The 16,965-nt window shown below is 37.5% G+C and carries 15 protein-coding genes and 1 riboswitch; of the genes, 6 read left to right on the top strand and 9 right to left on the bottom strand.

Annotated features, from left to right (window positions below; genetic code table 11):
* Window positions 1–91: 91 nt before the first annotated feature.
* Together M014_RS0124365 and M014_RS0124360 are read right to left on the bottom strand one after the other, a co-directional pair.
* Complete coding sequence (locus tag M014_RS0124365) at window positions 92–409, bottom strand: PTS lactose/cellobiose transporter subunit IIA (RefSeq protein WP_026594020.1); 318 nt, start codon at window positions 407–409, stop codon at window positions 92–94.
* A gap of 125 nt (window positions 410–534) precedes the next feature.
* Window positions 535–759: a hypothetical protein gene (locus tag M014_RS0124360; RefSeq protein ID WP_026594019.1), complete on the bottom strand. Its 225-nt coding sequence runs from the start codon at window positions 757–759 to the stop codon at window positions 535–537.
* 108 nt (window positions 760–867) lie between these two features.
* Between M014_RS0124360 and M014_RS0124355 the strand changes: the two genes are divergently transcribed.
* Window positions 868–2,037, top strand: coding sequence for an acyltransferase family protein (locus M014_RS0124355; RefSeq protein WP_081811121.1), 1,170 nt, complete (start codon window positions 868–870; stop codon window positions 2,035–2,037).
* A gap of 115 nt (window positions 2,038–2,152) precedes the next feature.
* Here M014_RS0124355 and M014_RS0124345 read toward each other — a convergent pair whose 3' ends face one another.
* Together M014_RS0124345 and M014_RS29820 are read right to left on the bottom strand one after the other, a co-directional pair.
* On the bottom strand, window positions 2,153–3,238 hold the full coding sequence (locus M014_RS0124345; RefSeq protein ID WP_026594017.1) for a hypothetical protein: 1,086 nt from the start codon (window positions 3,236–3,238) through the stop codon (window positions 2,153–2,155).
* Between the two features lie 106 nt (window positions 3,239–3,344).
* Window positions 3,345–3,488 (bottom strand): hypothetical protein, encoded by a 144-nt coding sequence (locus tag M014_RS29820; RefSeq protein ID WP_090695168.1) that lies wholly within the window; start codon window positions 3,486–3,488, stop codon window positions 3,345–3,347.
* Window positions 3,489–3,759: 271 nt separating this feature from the next.
* Here M014_RS29820 and M014_RS0124335 point away from each other — a divergent pair, with 271 nt between their 5' ends.
* The 3 genes from M014_RS0124335 (at window position 3,760) to M014_RS0124325 (ending at window position 7,885) form a co-directional block, all read left to right on the top strand.
* On the top strand, window positions 3,760–5,115 hold the full coding sequence (locus tag M014_RS0124335; protein WP_026594016.1) for a cytochrome ubiquinol oxidase subunit I: 1,356 nt from the start codon (window positions 3,760–3,762) through the stop codon (window positions 5,113–5,115).
* Window positions 5,108–6,133, top strand: a complete 1,026-nt coding sequence (locus tag M014_RS0124330; protein WP_026594015.1) for a cytochrome d ubiquinol oxidase subunit II — start codon at window positions 5,108–5,110, stop codon at window positions 6,131–6,133. Before M014_RS0124335 ends, M014_RS0124330 begins: the two co-directional genes overlap by 8 nt.
* Before the next feature lie 393 nt (window positions 6,134–6,526).
* Window positions 6,527–7,885 carry an arsenic transporter gene (locus M014_RS0124325; RefSeq protein ID WP_026594014.1) on the top strand — a complete coding sequence of 453 codons (1,359 nt, stop codon included), beginning with the start codon at window positions 6,527–6,529 and terminating at the stop codon, window positions 7,883–7,885.
* A 151-nt stretch (window positions 7,886–8,036) separates the two neighbouring features.
* Here M014_RS0124325 and thiC read toward each other — a convergent pair whose 3' ends face one another.
* Window positions 8,037–9,797, bottom strand: coding sequence for a phosphomethylpyrimidine synthase ThiC (thiC, locus tag M014_RS0124320; RefSeq protein ID WP_026594013.1), 1,761 nt, complete (start codon window positions 9,795–9,797; stop codon window positions 8,037–8,039).
* A gap of 116 nt (window positions 9,798–9,913) precedes the next feature.
* Complete coding sequence (locus M014_RS27460) at window positions 9,914–10,105, bottom strand: hypothetical protein (RefSeq protein WP_035415734.1); 192 nt, start codon at window positions 10,103–10,105, stop codon at window positions 9,914–9,916.
* Between the two features lie 25 nt (window positions 10,106–10,130).
* A riboswitch (TPP riboswitch) is annotated at window positions 10,131–10,246 on the bottom strand.
* A gap of 556 nt (window positions 10,247–10,802) precedes the next feature.
* Between M014_RS27460 and M014_RS0124310 the strand changes: the two genes are divergently transcribed.
* The gene (locus M014_RS0124310; RefSeq protein WP_026594012.1) at window positions 10,803–10,985 is read left to right on the top strand and encodes a hypothetical protein; all 183 of its coding nucleotides are present in this window, start codon (window positions 10,803–10,805) and stop codon (window positions 10,983–10,985) included.
* 105 nt (window positions 10,986–11,090) lie between these two features.
* Here M014_RS0124310 and lldP read toward each other — a convergent pair whose 3' ends face one another.
* The 3 genes from lldP to M014_RS0124295 all read right to left on the bottom strand — a co-directional run bounded on the left by lldP (window position 11,091) and on the right by M014_RS0124295 (window position 13,998).
* A complete protein-coding gene (gene lldP, locus M014_RS0124305; RefSeq protein ID WP_026594011.1) occupies window positions 11,091–12,752 on the bottom strand; it encodes an L-lactate permease in 1,662 nt (553 codons plus the stop codon).
* A gap of 370 nt (window positions 12,753–13,122) precedes the next feature.
* A complete protein-coding gene (locus tag M014_RS0124300) occupies window positions 13,123–13,617 on the bottom strand; it encodes a metal-binding protein (RefSeq protein ID WP_026594010.1) in 495 nt (164 codons plus the stop codon).
* 15 nt (window positions 13,618–13,632) lie between these two features.
* The gene (locus tag M014_RS0124295) at window positions 13,633–13,998 is read right to left on the bottom strand and encodes a YkvA family protein (RefSeq protein WP_026594009.1); all 366 of its coding nucleotides are present in this window, start codon (window positions 13,996–13,998) and stop codon (window positions 13,633–13,635) included.
* 704 nt (window positions 13,999–14,702) lie between these two features.
* Between M014_RS0124295 and M014_RS0124290 the strand changes: the two genes are divergently transcribed.
* Complete coding sequence (locus tag M014_RS0124290; protein WP_026594008.1) at window positions 14,703–16,631, top strand: LTA synthase family protein; 1,929 nt, start codon at window positions 14,703–14,705, stop codon at window positions 16,629–16,631.
* Window positions 16,632–16,965 lie beyond the last annotated feature (334 nt).

The raw sequence follows: 16,965 nt of genomic DNA, 5'->3' as shown, positions 1-16,965 counted from the left end.
AAAAATAAATAGATTGCTACATAAGTGGTATCACCCTCGACATAACTGACACTTTTTCGTACATAAAAAAAGACCTTGCATAAGCAAGGCCTCATTCTTTCGCTAACATTTTCTTATATAATCCTACAAATTCACTCGCTAATTCCTTCACCGTTATAGCATTCATTAAATGGTCTTGTGCATGAACCATGAGCAGGGTGATCTCCGTCTTTCCCCCCGCAGCTTCCCTCTGTATCAAATCTGTTTGCAAACGATGCGCTTCTTGTAATTCTTGAAGCGCATCCTGTAGTTTAGCGTCCGCCTCTTCAAACTTTCCTCGCTTTGCATAATCAATCGCTTCCATCGCACTGCTTCTCGCATTTCCTCCATGTAAAATTAAATGAAAAGCTTGTGTCTCTAATGTATCCATTTTATCTCTTTACTCCCCTTTTTCTTACGCTACTTTTTGCTTATCCTACACTCTCAAAAATGGTAAATAAAGAATACCATCGTAGCCCCAAAACTTTCTGCACAGATTCATAATTATCATATTTGTTATATCTTTCTTTGCTTGAAAAACGCTGCAGGTTTTAATCCATTCGTGATAATTAAATTGAACTCATGACACCGCCCACCATGGCTCGTCATGAATTCCACATGGACAATAATGAATACTACTAATACATCCACTTTATGTTGTTTCTCAAACCTGTAAGCGATTCCAATAAAACCTATTAAAGACATTATATTAAATGTTGCACTAACTGGATACCCGAACACTTCCTTACAATTACCTCCAAATAAAATAACACTTTATTTGCCACAAATTTGTTATAACTTTCACAAAGTTTCCACAGCGCTTTCTCTTCCTTCGTACTATAATCATGTATGGAAAAGGAGATGGAAACTATGACACAAAACGCCCCGGAATTTAAAGTTTTGCAAAGCATAGCATTTCTTGCTGTTGTTTTGCAAAGTTCCTTACTATATACAATGAATCAAGGACATATTCTACTAGAACAATCTCTTATTATGGGAATGCTATTTAATCTCGCAAAATTTTCAGCACCAGCATTCATCTTCATTGTTGGATTCCATTTAATTCGGCAATACACAAAACAAATGGTTTATACAGAATACCTCTATGAAAAAACAACACACTTACTTGCTCCTTATTTCTTCTGGTCCGTCGTATACCTATTTACAACAAATCAAGTCGTTACAGTGCAAAGCGGAATAAAAAGCCTATTTCTCGGAACAGCCGCACCCCATCTTTGGTACGTCATCATGATGTTCCAAATTCATTTGTTGTTCCCACTGCTATGCGGATTGTTCTATTGGTTTCAAAAGCGAACACACAATCAGCAAGATATATACCGGTACATGGCCGTTTTCGCTAGCATGTATTTTCTCTTAATGTGGTATTCTTCTCATTATATTTTTAACGGTGAAGTCTTAACTAGATCAACTGTTTTGCATTATACAGATCGATCCTTCTTCTTTTATTCATTTTACTTTGTCATGGGAGGAATCGCAGCTGTAGCACTTCAAGCTTGGCGTTTATTTGTAATGAAACATATACCGCTCATAACAATCTTATTTTTTATTCTATTCTTATTCATTAACTATGAACTATTTAGCTTTTATGGTGTAGATTCCATTCACCTTACTGTATCTACCTATTTAAAGCCATCCATGTTTCTGTACATTGTATGTGAAATTTTAATATTATACGTACTATCTATCATGATTGTACAGCGACGAGGTTTGTTATATAAAACATTACGTTTTATCGGAAACTACACGTACGGGGCCTATTTAGCGCACTTTTTCTTTTTACAGCTAATTACGAAATTACTATCTCTATTTACATTACAAGCAAATACAATTCTATATAGTCTATCACTATTTCTTTTGACGGTAACATTTTCTATCATCACAATGGTTATATGTAGCACGGTTCCATTCCATACATGGATTACAGGACCTTCTCCCACGCCTGTATTAAAATGGCCTACACTTATACCTTTACTATCGTTAGTAAGAAGTAAAAAATAAGAAGAAGCTGCCTCCGCAAAGAGGCAGCTTCTTCTTGTCCAGAAACCTGTTGATTTTTCTTTCTTCTAATATAACAAGGCCATCTACAATAACTGCAGGAGCCACTATCATCCTTTTACTTCTTATCCATTTTCAATTCCGTCTCAGCTAATAGCGGCAACACGTTATCAAAAATATGCGTGTTGTCCTCTTTCCCAACTACATATCCACCATAAAACCTGCTAAATACGTTGTCATTCCGAAATTCACTCATCCGATTGTATAATTCCTTAGCAAACTTTATATCTCCCGTTTGCAACACATATAGAATGGTTAGCCCATATGCCGCTGGTGATTCAAAATCTACTACTGGTTTTCCTGTATCTAAATCATAACGACCGTATAGCTTTCCATCTTTATGGAATGCTTTTTTGATAAAATCTAAATAGGCTTCCGAAGCAATGCCGCCTAAACTCCGATGATAAGCAACATACGATTGATCAATCAGATTCACCTGTTTTTCATATGTGAACGTGCCATCTGCTTTATATTCTTTCGGGAATGCCCAGCCGCGCCTCGGATAATCCGCTAAAAATTGAATAACTCCTTGATATTGCGTTTCTGAAATTTTTCCGTACTTTTTCATATAAGAGAATGCACTTGGATTTATGTAGGATGTCGTTAATATATTGTGTTGCATCTCCTTATCCGCATCATAATAATCAACATAGATGTTTCCTCTCTTATTATAACGAAGTACAGCATCACTCACTTGATCCGCAAGATGTTTATACCGCTCTTCTTTATACATTTCATAGGCACGATATAGCTGTTCGATAATGCGAAGATCATCAATGAGAGCGTTCGTAGCTGCTTGTCTTTCTCCTGTTTCAGAAATTTTCCATAAAACAATATGGACTGGATGTATAAAATAATTTTGGATAACCTTTACTTGTTCATCAAACAATGATTGATTGTCCATATCAAGTGTATATTGTAGCCATAGTCCTGCTGATTCTGATAATGCTTCACGACCGATTGCCTCGTCCGTTCCTTCCTCTGAATCAGCTATTCGATATGTTGCGAGCGTCCCATTCTCGTTTATCATATGTCTCAAAATAAAATATTCTGTTCGATTCCCTTGTAGTGCAGCCCAAAAAACAATCCCTCCTAAAACCATAAATAAAACTAACGCCACCCATATATACAAATGTTTCCGCACGTTTTCTCACCTCTATAATAAGGCTAACCGTAATCTTGGCAGAACATACGGAAACATTTAAAAGACAATCCTTTAGATTGCCCTTACTTTTTATTCTTTACATACGTTAGTTAGCCTCTTTCGCAGGACGATACAGTAATTGCACAAGGCGATCATATTCACGCCGTGTAATTTCTTTATTGTATAACTTTAATAATAAATCTTTATGCTCTTTCGAAAACGCCATTTTTCTAATGACTTCAGGATACATACAAGGATCCCCCTCCGTTTCACATGAACCTCTTCATTCTGTTGGTCTCAACCTCAGGAACAGAACTAACGTTCGTATAAGCATTATAAAAGATTTTGTTCTGAAATACAAATGCAATTACATTCCTTCCCTATTTTTTATCTTTTCTAAAGATTTCAAAATTATAATATCATACTCACTTTTTAAAATACATATATATTTTTGGCAGTTTTTTGAATAAATTTTCCAGTTCAATCAGAAAATAATGGCAAAAATGAAGAGGAGTAGAGTTATGGATACTGTTACATTGTCACGGGCTTTCTTTGGATCATCATTAGCATTCCACATTATTTTTGCAACTCTTGGAATCGGACTATCCTTAATGATTTTTATAAGCGAAATATTATATCACTGGAAGAGGGATTCAGATTATGCTGTTATGGCAAAAAGATGGACAAAAGCTTTTGCCATCCTTCTTGGTGTAGCAATTCCTACTGGAACAATTGTCGGTGTACAAATTTCACTTCTTTGGCCCGGTTTCGCCAAAATTGTCGGTCAAGTCATATCTGTTCCATTCCAGATTGAGATTTTCGCATTCTTCTTAGAAGCTTTATTTATGTCCATTTACGTATATGCAGCAGATAAATTACCACCATTCATGAGATTAATCTCACTCTTTTTTGTCATGCTTGGTGCCACGGCATCTGCCGTGTTAATTACTTCAGCAAACACATGGATGAATACACCGGCAGGCTTTTCTATGAACCCTGATGGCTCTGTCTTTAACGTTGATCCGTGGAAGGCATTCTTTAATCCAAGCTTTTTCACAAGCTCCCTTCACGTGGTCATTACGGCTTACGCAACAGGTGCAGCAGTCATTGCTTCTATCGCTGGATTTAAATTATTAAAACGAAATATAAGCCCACGGGAAATTGCTTATCATAAAAAAGGACTATTTTTAGGCCTCGTCGTCACGTTTATTACAGGTGCAACAATGTGGCTTTCTGGACATGAATCAGCAATTGCCCTGCATGAACATTCTCCGGAAAAATTAGCAGCGGCTGAAGCATTATTTCATACAACATCACATGCTCCTCTTGCAATTGGTGGGTTTGTTGATCCTGCAACACATGAGCTAAACTACGCCCTTGAAATCCCAAATATGCTAAGCATGTTAGTTGGATTTAATCCTAATACCGTTGTAAAGGGATTAAATGAATTTCCACAAGAAACGTGGCCACCATTTTATACACATACGTTCTTTAATTTAATGGTCGGTACAGCTGCATTCACTTTTGCTGTAGCAGCAATCGCTCTTTTATATTGGTACTTTATCTATCGAAAAAAAGGGACAGAATTACCAAAGTGGCTTCTGTGGGCTACTGCTGCATGCGGACCGATTATGATGCTTGGCATTGAATTTGGATGGGTTTTCAGTTGTAGCGGCCGTCAGCCTTGGACGATTTATGGGATGCAGCGCACAATGGATGCCGCTACGCGGGCTGATTTCGTCGGGCCCTTATTTATTTTATTCATCATCTTATATGTCGGTCTTGGCGCTTTAACGATTTTCGTACTACGAACGTTCTTTAGAAGACATCCATTAAAAAACGATCTAGGACAGCAAGGAGGAGATCCTCGTGCATGAGGAAAGTATTGCGATTATCATCTTATGGGCCATTATCTTCGTATACAGTATTTTAGGTTCCATTGATTTTGGGGCTGGATTTTGGGGCATGGTATACGCGAAGCACCCGACGCTAGCCGGAAAGCTTGCCAATCGTTATCTATCACCAACATGGGAAGTCACGAATACATTTCTTGTCTTTGTCGTTGTCGCATTTCTTGGCTTCTTTCCGAAAGCAGCTTTTACACTCGCAACAGTCATGTTCGTTCCTGTAACATTAATTTTAGTTCTCGTTGCTATTCGTAGTACCTTTATGGTGTTTGCTTACTCTGTACCAAAATATGAACACGTCCTGCGCCTCATTTCTGGTATTACTGGGCTCTTAATTCCTGCCTTATTAATTACAGTTTTGCCAGTAACAGAAGGTGCCTATATTACAACCTCTGGTGGAAAAGAAGTTTTATTATATGGGAAACTTCTATCAAGCCCTGTAATCTATTGGTATATGTTGTTCGGATTAACTTCTGAGCTATTCTTATCCTCTCTGTTTCTAGCTGATTTTGCGAGAGAACAGCGCTCAGAAGATACATATCGAATTTACAGACGTAATGCCATCATACTCGGCCCAGCAACACTCGTTACTGCCATCATCGCCCTTGTTGTTATGGACCCAGAAACCCATTGGCTCATGCAAGGATTAATTAAACAGTTTCCGTGGTTCACAGTCTCCATTATTTTATTTGTAATCGGGTATTCTTCCCTTTGGTGGACAAACAAAAAACACGGTTCACTTGGCTGGCCTCGCATCGCTGTGTTAGCAGTTGTTGCACAATATGCATTTGCAAGTTACGCTTATGGCGTTGCACATTTACCGTATATTATCTATCCGGACGTTACCGTATTTACAAGCTTTACAACGAAAGAAACATTCTATGCGCTGCTCATCCTCTATGCAATTGGCATCGCGATCTTACTTCCGGGCTTTATTTTCTTCTGGAATTTATTCTTAAAAGATCGAACATTCCTCAAAGAAAAATAGCAATTAAAAAAGAAGCTACTCCAAACATTTACTGAAAATAGAGATGTTTGGAGACCAGCTTCTTTTTTTATGATCATAAAAAAGTGACCTACTCTTTGTTTTAAACTGGGCATGGGGTTAAACCGCTTCTATGCTTGAGCAGATGCTCTTTCTCCCACTTTAAAATGTTTCTATATTATTTGTTCATTTTTTATTTATGCAGGCACTTCTCTCTATCAAAAAGCACTAGTTATCTCTCTCGTATCTATATTTGCCTTTTAACATCAAATACACATATTCACTAGATTCAGATACATACCTAGTTCTACTTGTCTTTCTTTGAATATACTACTGTATAAACTTGAGACAAGCTTACATCTATTTGTTCAAGTAAAAAAGAAAGGTAGGCTAACAATGAGTACAGAAATATTGGTTACTATCGTCGTCTTCTTCTTAACCATGATTATCATCTTTTGGCGACCACGTGGATTGAATGAAGCATGGCCCGCTGCAATTGGCGCCGGTATCATTCTCCTTACAGGGCTTGTATCAAAACCGGACGTCATGGATATTATTAGTAAAATAGGAGGCGCCTCCATAACGATCTTAGCAACCATTGTTATGGCGGTTATACTAGAAAGCTTCGGCTTTTTCCATTGGTCGGCTGCAAAACTGGCAAACTTAGCAAAAGGTTCCGGCCGCCGTTTATACTGGTACATTCAATTATTATGCTTCCTCATGACACTTCTATTTAACAATGATGGCAGTATCTTAATTACGACTCCAATTCTAATTTTACTTCTTAAAAACCTTCGATTAAAACCACATGAGCAAATCCCATATTTACTAAGCGGTGCTTTAATTGCTACTGCTTCAAGTGCACCAATTGGTGTAAGTAATATCGTAAACTTAATCGCATTAAATATCGTAAACATGACACTTTATATGCACACTGCAATGATGTTTGTTCCGGCAACGCTAGGATTACTATTTATGTCATGGCTCATGTACACTGTGTTAAAGAAAAAATTACCAGAAAGATTACCTGTTTCCTCTTATGATATTGAAGAAATTTTCTTCACAAAAAACTTTCATCCTCTAAAAGGGAGAAATCCCGTAGATACAAAACAAAAACGGACAAAATTCATGTTAAAAGTATTACTTTTCGTATTCCTTATGCGCTGTCTTCTCTTCGTCGCTTCCTTCCTATCCATACCGATTGAAATTGTAGCTGTACTGGGTTCATTCATTCTTCTTGTGTGGAGATGGTACTATTTACGTACAAATCCTGTCGATATCTTAAAAAAGACACCTTGGCATATCCTAATCTTCGCTTTCTCTATGTATGTTATCATCTACGGCTTGCACAATGCAGGATTAACAGAGTTGCTGGTAAAATGGTGCGAACCCATTGTAAACCAACATCTTCTTTATGCGAGCTTTACAATGGGCGGATTGGTTTCTATCCTCTCTAACATCTTTAACAATCACCCTGCTCTCATGATTGGTACCATTACATTAACTGAGATGGGACTTGATCCAGTCACTCTAAAAACAATCTATCTTGCAAACATTATTGGTAGTGACATGGGATCATTATTATTACCAATCGGTACACTTGCTTCCCTCATTTGGATGTACATCCTAAGACAAAATAAAATTAAAGTGAAATGGAAAGATTATTTAAGCGTATCACTTATTGTCATTCCGCTCTCAACAATCGTAACATTATTCCTCTTATTCTACTGGGTACAACTTTTCTTCTCCCTCTAAAAAATAATAGCCTCCTTTGCTACCGTCTTAGCAAAAGAGGCTTCTTCTATATTTAAATTAGGTACACGTGATCAATCAAGTAAAAAGGTGCTCGGAAATCATACATATCTCCCGCTATCCGCGGGCACTCTTAGCCTCATCTCAAATTCAATTATTGATATAAGTGACTACCCGCTTCTTTAAATTCTTCCGCTTTCTCTTTCATACCTTTTTCAATTGCTTCTGTTGTTTCTAAATCATTTTCTTTTGCATACTCACGAATGTCATGTGAAATTCTCATACTACAGAACTTCGGACCACACATCGAACAGAAATGAGCTGTTTTTGCCCCTTCTGCTGGTAATGTTTCATCGTGAAAATCCATTGCGCGTTCGGGATCTAAAGATAAGTTAAATTGATCGCGCCAGCGGAATTCAAAACGAGCTTTTGAAAGTGCATCATCACGCTGCTGCGCTGTTTTGTGTCCTTTCGCAAGGTCAGCCGCATGCGCCGCAATTTTATACGTAATAACCCCTTCACGAACATCATCTCTGTTCGGCAAACCTAAATGCTCTTTCGGTGTCACATAGCAAAGCATTGCTGTGCCAAACCAACCAATCATTGCTGCACCAATCGCAGATGTAATATGGTCATAACCAGGTGCAATATCCGTTGTTAAAGGTCCGAGTGTATAGAACGGTGCACCTTGGCAAATCTCAAGCTCTTTATCCATGTTTTCTTTAATTAAGTGCATGGGTACATGACCTGGCCCTTCAATCATAACTTGAACATCATGCTTCCAAGCAATTTTTGTTAACTCACCAAGCGTTTCAAGCTCAGAAAATTGCGCCTCATCATTTGCATCTGCAATCGAACCAGGACGTAATCCATCTCCTAAAGAGAAAGAAACATCATATTGTTTCATAATTTCACAAATCTCTTCAAAATGAGTGTATAAGAAGTTTTCTTTATGATGGAATAAACACCACTGCGCCATAATGGACCCACCGCGTGAAACAATTCCTGTCGTACGTTTTGCAGTGATTGGAATGTAACGAAGCAGTACACCTGCATGAATTGTAAAGTAATCCACACCTTGCTCCGCTTGTTCAATTAACGTATCACGATATACTTCCCACGTTAAATCTTCAGCAATTCCATTTACTTTTTCTAGCGCTTGATAAATTGGTACTGTCCCAACCGGTACAGGAGCGTTACGGATAATCCATTCACGAGTTGTATGAATGTTTTTCCCTGTTGATAAATCCATAATGGTATCTGCGCCCCAGCGAGTTGCCCATGTCATCTTCTCTACTTCTTCTGCAATGGAAGAAGAGACAGCAGAGTTTCCGATATTCGCATTTACCTTCACATGGAAATTGCGGCCAATAATCATCGGTTCTGCTTCTGGGTGGTTAATGTTTGCTGGTAAAATAGCGCGTCCTTCTGCAATCTCTTTACGTACAAATTCAGGCTCTACCCCTTCACGAATCGCAACATATTCCATCTCAGATGTGATGATCCCCTTACGAGCATAGTGCATTTGCGTTACATTTGCTCCTTTTTTTGCGCGAAGTGGTTTACGATCCATTTGCGGGAACACAGATGTATGATTAGATGCAACTTTCACACCATCATCTTCCGGCTTAATTTCTCGTCCTTCATACTCTTCCACTTCTCCGCGCTCAACAATCCAGCGACGGCGAGGCGATGGAATTCCTTTCTCTAGCTCTACTTTGTACTTAGGGTCTGTGTACGGACCACTCGTATCATAAACACGAATTGGTGGATTTGGTACACCGTTTGTATCACTTTGTTCAATCTCACGCATTGGTACTTTCATACCTTCATGCGGTCCATCAACATAAACTTTCTTACTCCCTGGTAAACTCGACTTCAATTCAATTTGTTCAGCTGAAACAGATTGCTTCATAATTTGTGTTTCCTCCCCTTTATCATTTCAGGCAAATCTAACTTGCACCGAATCTTGAGCCAATTTCTGTGCAACTCGATTCTCACTTCAGCGACGTTTCGCCGCTTTCGCTTTACTTAAGATCCAGCTTGAGTGGCTAGAATGATCGTTGGCTTCGTTTCTTCAAATGAGGTAAAACACACCTCTTCGGCTGAAGCTCCATCCCCCTTCCATTCTGAACGAGCCGCTTTCGCCTTACTTGTGACAAGGACAAGAACTAGTGGCCAGCGCATGCCAAAATAAAAAGAGCCAGGTCCATAGTAAAACAAGGACCTGGCTCATAAAGACATAGTTATGTAAAGCCGTTAACTTCCCTACGCTGGTACGAGCCAGATCAGGTCCAAAGGGTTAAGAAGTTATCGCGCTTCTCTCTCAGCCTAAGCATCACTTAGGCACCCCTAGTTTATCACTGATTTAATTTTCAATACTTTCCCATCATACACGATAATCAGAAAAATGCAAAGGCATGAGTTGCAATTTTTATCTATCGTTTTTTTGTCTGCTAATCGATATACCTGATAGAACCAATGATTATTAGCCCTCACCAATCGGGCTCTTATGGGCAGTTGATCTATCACCTAGCTTCTTTGTTTCCACTAAATTTTGAGGTGGGAGCCAAAACTTATTCATGTTCAAATAAAATCATACCATCCGTCTACAATTAATAGAGATTTCTACTTATTACACGGATTATAATACGGTTTCGTGTTATAATTTTCTAAAAATTATTATTCTTATATATTTTATTTATAAGAACAATTCAGTTAAAGTCAAAACACATAAAAAATTAGTCATATTATTTATGCACATATATCAAGTATAGTTTAGATCAGGAGTGAAATTATAATGGGGTGTTTGGGGTCTATCTTCAGGTTTATATTTTGCGCAATATGTATTATTTTTGTCTTTTGGTTTGGAGGCACGTCAATTATGGCCTTTTTTTCTGCTCTGTTTGGGGGCAGTTGGATGCGCTTCTGGACATTATTTTCTATCTGGGTTGTTGCCAATTACGGAATCGGTTGGCTGTTTGAAGTTCACTGGAAAGATGAGGACGCGGGCGACGAATTCTTTTTAAATTTTATTCTTTTTATCAGCATACTTATTTATAGGGGAGTTAATAAACTTGGGAGAGTGTTTATCCGAGGATGAATAGTCTCTCAGCGTAACCATTTAGTTAAGATTATGAAACAAGCCAGGTGCTTTCAGCACCTGGCTTGTTTGTGTTAAGTTGACGGCTTATACCCACCTAAAAGCTTACGGTATCATCCACGTTAAATAGTAGGCTTGTACATATGTCATAATCCCAACAATCACTACAAAGAATAGACTATGTTTTACTGTAAAGCGGAATAAATCAGATTCTTTTCCAGCAAGTCCTACTGCTGCACACGCGATTGCAATCGATTGCGGAGAAATCATTTTACCCGTTACACCACCTGTTGTATTTGCCGCAACAAGCAGTACTTCTTTTACACCAACTTGCTGCGCTGTAATCGCTTGTAAGTTGGAGAATAGTGCATTTGCTGATGTATCTGATCCTGTTAAGAATACACCTAGCCAACCAAGGAATGGTGAGAAGAACGGGAATAATCCACCTGTTCCCGCTAACGCTAACGCAAGTGTTGACGATAAACCAGAATAGTTTGCGATGAATGCGAATCCTAATACTAAACCGATAGATAGAATCGGCATCTTTAATTCTTGTAATGTTTCTGCAAATGTTTCTACAGCCTGTTTTGCACTCATTTTTAGTACAAGGATAGAAATAATACATGCAATTAAAATCGCTGTTCCTGTTGCTGACAAGACATCAAGCTTTAATATCGCCTCATAAGGTGTTGGTTTATTTACAATTGGCTCTGCTTTCATTACTAAATTGTGCAGACCTGGAATTTGGAACTTAAAGACAAGACTTTCTAATGCCCCACCTGGAGCAAATAATGCTTTGAAGAAACTTTGACTCCAGATAACTACCATCACTGTCAAAATAATAAATGGTGACCAAGCTTTTACAACTTTTCCTGCTGTTAATTTCGGCATAGATGCAACTGTCGTTGCTGCTGCCACTTCATTATTTTCTTGATTAGATTGATAGATTTCTTTCGGCTGCCATACTTTTAGGAATAACGATAAACATATTAAACTCACAAGCGCTGATGTAATATCCGGAAGTTCTGGTCCTAAAAACGTTGCTGTAATAAATTGTGTAATTGCAAATGAACTACCTGCTACAAATAACGCAGGCCATGTTTGTTTTATACCTTTGAAGCCATCCATTAAAAATACGATAAAGAATGGAACAAATAGTGATAAGAATGGTAATTGGTGCCCAGCCATTTGGCCGATTTTGTGAGGATCAATACCCGTTACTTGCCCCGCAACTGTAATCGGAATCCCCATTGCTCCAAACGCTACTGGTGCTGTATTGGCAATTAAGCACAGTCCAGCTGCATATAGCGGATTTAAACCAAGACCAGCAAGAAGTGCTGCCGTAATTGCTACCGGTGCGCCAAATCCTGCTGCCCCTTCTAAAAATGCACCAAATGAAAAACCAATTAAAATAACAAGTAAACGATGATCATTTGTAATCGATAGTACGGATGCACGGATGATATCAAATTGTCCTGTTTTTACTGAAATTTTATATAAAAATACCGACATTACAATAATCCATGCAATTGGCCATAATCCATATAAAAATCCATATCCGGTTGCAGCCATCGCCATTGTAAATGGCATTTTATACGCAAATAGCGCAACTAGAATTGTCAATACAACCGTAATAAATCCTGCCACATAACCCTTCATACGAAAAACTGCTAAAGCCAAGAAAAAAAAGATAATTGGAATAAGTGCTACCGCTGCAGAAATCCAAATGTTACCGAACGGATCGTAAACTTGTGTCCATGTGCCCATTGTCCTCTCCCCTTCTGTAATCCCCTGTTTTAAAATTCTTATAGTCCTATCAATAGACTACCTGGTCATCATACCTTTAAGCCTAAAATAAAAAACGTTTTCAGAAAACGTTTTCATTAACTATGTTTATACTTTACCATATCATTTTCTTTTAAAAAAGATTTTTCTGATTATTTTTCGTTTCATTACACGTTTATAAATAGGAAAAAAAGTAAGTTTCATTCTTCCTTCATTTTTTAAACAAACGTTTGATTAATGAAAAAAAGAATATCATATCAATGCATTTCACTTTAAACAAACGTTTGATTAAAAGTCTTATATTCCGTTCTACATAATAAAAAAGAAAAAACACTCGCAATTTGCAAGTGCCTTACCTTCTTCGTTTTCTCTTCTTTCGCCCTATAAGCTTTTTCCGGCGCGTGTTCAATCGATCCGCTATAATATGAAGTGCACTCGCAGCAATGACTCCAATTACAAATGTTGTTAAAGCAACATCATATTCCTTTGCAATCTCGAGCAACCTTCCGTCTAATACCGTTTTATTTAATATGTATAGGAATGGAGAAAAGACGAGAAGCATATACAATATACGAATAAGATCCCCGATTACTAGCGTGTGCGTCAAAAAAGAACGATGTGGCATCACACATTGATACGGATACCAAAAAATACGAAGCAACCCCCATTTATTATAGGCGCTACTATGAATATCCAAATCAGGTGTTAAGAAAAACGTGCCAATTAAAAATCCTATGGCAAAAGTGAGTAAAAAATCAAAATTTGTTAGTCCATACGAAACAAGCATAAACAAAACGATCGGAAGAGAAAGTAAGTTTATTTTCGTATGTGTTTTTCCTGATGGCATAGTACACTTCCTCACTTACTGATCTAACTTTTGATCGATAAACGATGTGTCTATATCCGAACCAAACCAATCCACTAACTTTATCCGTGCTTTTTCTTTTACATCTTCATTTACATACATAGATGCTTGCAAAAGTGCAGCTATTAAAGCACCTAAATCATCCGTATAACCAATTCCAGCGAAAAAGTCCGGAATCGCATCAATTGGCGCAATAAAGTAAGCAAGTGCTCCAATAATAATTGCCTTTACTCGCTTCGGAACATCCGGTCTTTGCATAACGTAAAACAGCAATAAGCTCGCATAAATAACCGATTGTCCCGCTTGTTTCGCTACATGTTTCACTTTATTCCAAAACGCTTCAACTGAAAATTTCCGTTCCATATAAAGGCCCCCATGTTTTGTTTTTTTATTATACGCAAAAAGTAAATACGCCTTCAAAAAGAAAAACAGCCTCATTAGTCAATAAAAAGTTCATCAAATATACACATAACCGATCCATGAAAACTTATTGTAACAGACAATAGCAAAAAGAACAAGTGTTCGCAACTATTTTCCTCTATTAATTCTAACTTTAGTAAGGTTTTTAACATATAAACCACAGCTATGAAAACAAAAGAAAACCTACTCTCTTTCCCTCACTTTGTTTTAAACTTGGCATCGGGCTGAACCGCTTCTATGCTCAGGCGGATGCTCTCTCCTCTCTAAAAAGAAAGTGGATTTCAATATTTCTCAATATATAATGTTCTATTTCTCTTACTATTCTTTATTATCTTTGTTATATTTTCTAGTTGACGAGCATATAAACCAATGTTAAAGTTTTCTCTGGCAGCAACAATAAAAAATACAAAAAAATGTAAAATGTTATAGTGTTTCTAAGAATTGAATTTTGTTGTATAATACAAAAATGACGTTATACTTATGTATCAACAAACAAAATGGCAGGAAACCAAAAGGGTATGCATAGTTAAAGTCGTATATGAGAGATATAGAAACCTCTACTCATGGCCAAGAAAACTATGTATTTTTTATTTTAGCACTTTTCGCTCAAAAATCGACCAAGCCTGATAGAGAAAGGGTGGAAATGGATGAAGGAATCTTTAAAGTCACAATTTCTTAATGTGCGCTTTACTTTGTTCGTTGCTTTGGCTGTATGGCTAAAAACTTACATCATAACGCGTACAAGTTTTGATTTGAAACTTGAATCTTTCATGCAAGAATTTATCTTATTCATTAGTCCATTAGCAGCATCATTACTGCTTGTGGGTCTTGCATTATTCGCAAAAGGAAAGAAACGTAATTATATAGCACTTGGAATTGATTTTATTTTAACAATCGTTCTTGTTGGTAACGTAATGTTCTACGGGTTCTACAATGACTTCGTTACTTTACCGGTACTTGGGCAAACATCCAACTTCGGACAGCTCGGTTCTAGTGTGAAAGAACTATTTAATTACAAAATCATCGTTGCATTTGCTGATATTATCATCTTCTCTGTTCTATTAAAGAAAAAGAAGAACTTTGCAAGAACTGAGCGCGTATCACGTCCAATGCGTTCTTTATACTTCGTATCAACGATCGCTGTTTTCTTTGCAAACTTAGGTCTTGCAGAAACTGAGCGTCCAGAACTATTAACACGTTCATTTGACCGCGTTATGCTTGTAAAAAACTTAGGTTTATATACTCACCAATTATACGATCTTGGCTTACAAGCAAAATCAAGTTCACAAAAGGCATTTGCTGATGGTAGCAAATTACAAGAAGCAGAAAACTATGTGAAAACAAACAAAACGAAACCGGATCCAAATATGTTTGGTGCTGCGAAAGGGAAAAACGTAATCGTCGTTTCTCTTGAATCCTTGCAAACATTCTTAATTGGTGCACAAGTAAATGGTCAAGAAGTTACACCATTCTTAAACCAATTTGCAAAGGAAAGTTATTACTTCGATAACTTCTTCCATCAAACTGGACAAGGGAAAACATCGGATGCTGAATTCTTAGTAGATACATCTCTATATCCGTTAGACCGCGGTGCTGTATTCTTTACACATGGTAATAACGAATATACTGCAACACCAGAAATTCTGCGTCAGCAAGGGTATTACACAGCTGTATTCCACGCAAACAACGCAACATTCTGGAACCGTAACATCATGTATCCTGCACTTGGTTACGATCGTTACTATAATGAGCTTGACTACAAAATCACACCAGAAACAAAGCTAAACTGGGGATTAAAAGATATCGAGTACTTTGATCAATCAGTGGATATGTTAAAACAAGTGAAGAAGCCATTCTATACTCGCTTCCTTAGTTTAACCAACCACTATCCATTTACGTATGACGATAGCACAAAATTAATCGAACCTTACAACTCTGGTGACGGAGTGTTTGACCGTTACATGGTAACAGCTCGTTACTTGGATGAAGCACTGAAAAACTTTATTGAACGCCTAAAAGCAGAAGGGCTATATGATAACTCTGTTATCGTCTTCTACGGTGACCATTACGGTATTTCTGAAAACCATAACCGCGCAATGGCACAATTCTTAGGCAAAGAAGAAATTACAACATTTGATCATATGAACTTACAACGTACACCGATGTACATTCATGTTCCAGGTCAAAAAGAAGGTAAAACAATTTCAAAACCAACAGGTGAAATTGATATTAAACCAACAATTCTAAACTTACTTGGTGTTGATTCAAGCAATGACATTAGCTTTGGTCATGATGTATTCTCACCAGATTATAAATCATTCGTTGTTCTTCGCGATGGAAGCTTTATAACAGAAAAATATATGTACACAAACAATACATTCTATGATCGCATGACAGGCGAAGTTGTAGAAGTACCAAAAGAAGAAGCTCAAGCAATGATTGATCGTGCACAAAATGAACTGCGCATGTCTGATAAACTCATTGAGGGCGACCTACTCCGCTTCTCTGAAAGTAACAAAATTAAAACAGGCGAAGTAAAAACGGCTATTAAAGAAGACAAAAAAGACGCTGAGTAATCTCAGCGTCTTTTTTCTACATTTGTATGATAAAATTACACAATCTTCACCAAATATTTACATAAAATTCATAATACATCTCTATAATAAAACTTGTAAACAATGTTCTGCCTATCCCCCGCCTATCATTTCACAGCTTTGTGAAAGGTCCCCTTGGGGGAGTAACAGAATCATTTGTGTAACAATGCCTTTGGTGTTACTTTGAAGTAACACTCATTGTCTTAGTAAAGCCGATCGATCTGTTTACTATTTACCTTTCTAGGCTATGCCAAGACAATATCCCTATGAAATGAGCTACCCTCCTTATGCGACATTCTATATGAATGTCGCTTTT

The sequence above is a fragment of the Bacillus sp. UNC437CL72CviS29 genome, assembly GCF_000482345.1.
GTDB classification, from domain to species: Bacteria; Bacillota; Bacilli; order Bacillales; family Bacillaceae_G; genus Bacillus_A; species Bacillus_A arachidis.
The sequence above is the reverse complement of the archived record's forward strand: the minus strand, read 5'-3'. Positions and strand labels throughout refer to the sequence as shown.

Coding starts and splice junctions, on each gene's coding strand:
- M014_RS0124365 (WP_026594020.1), bottom strand. CDS start 409: ATGGATACATTAGAGACACAAGCTTTTCATTTAATTTTACATGGAGGA.
- M014_RS0124355 (WP_081811121.1), top strand. CDS start 868: ATGGAAAAGGAGATGGAAACTATGACACAAAACGCCCCGGAATTTAAA.
- M014_RS29820 (WP_090695168.1), bottom strand. CDS start 3,488: ATGTATCCTGAAGTCATTAGAAAAATGGCGTTTTCGAAAGAGCATAAA.
- M014_RS0124335 (WP_026594016.1), top strand. CDS start 3,760: ATGGATACTGTTACATTGTCACGGGCTTTCTTTGGATCATCATTAGCA.
- M014_RS0124325 (WP_026594014.1), top strand. CDS start 6,527: ATGAGTACAGAAATATTGGTTACTATCGTCGTCTTCTTCTTAACCATG.
- thiC (WP_026594013.1), bottom strand. CDS start 9,797: ATGAAGCAATCTGTTTCAGCTGAACAAATTGAATTGAAGTCGAGTTTA.
- M014_RS0124310 (WP_026594012.1), top strand. CDS start 10,803: ATGCGCTTCTGGACATTATTTTCTATCTGGGTTGTTGCCAATTACGGA.
- lldP (WP_026594011.1), bottom strand. CDS start 12,752: ATGGGCACATGGACACAAGTTTACGATCCGTTCGGTAACATTTGGATT.
- M014_RS0124300 (WP_026594010.1), bottom strand. CDS start 13,617: ATGCCATCAGGAAAAACACATACGAAAATAAACTTACTTTCTCTTCCG.
- M014_RS0124295 (WP_026594009.1), bottom strand. CDS start 13,998: ATGGAACGGAAATTTTCAGTTGAAGCGTTTTGGAATAAAGTGAAACAT.
- M014_RS0124290 (WP_026594008.1), top strand. CDS start 14,703: ATGAAGGAATCTTTAAAGTCACAATTTCTTAATGTGCGCTTTACTTTG.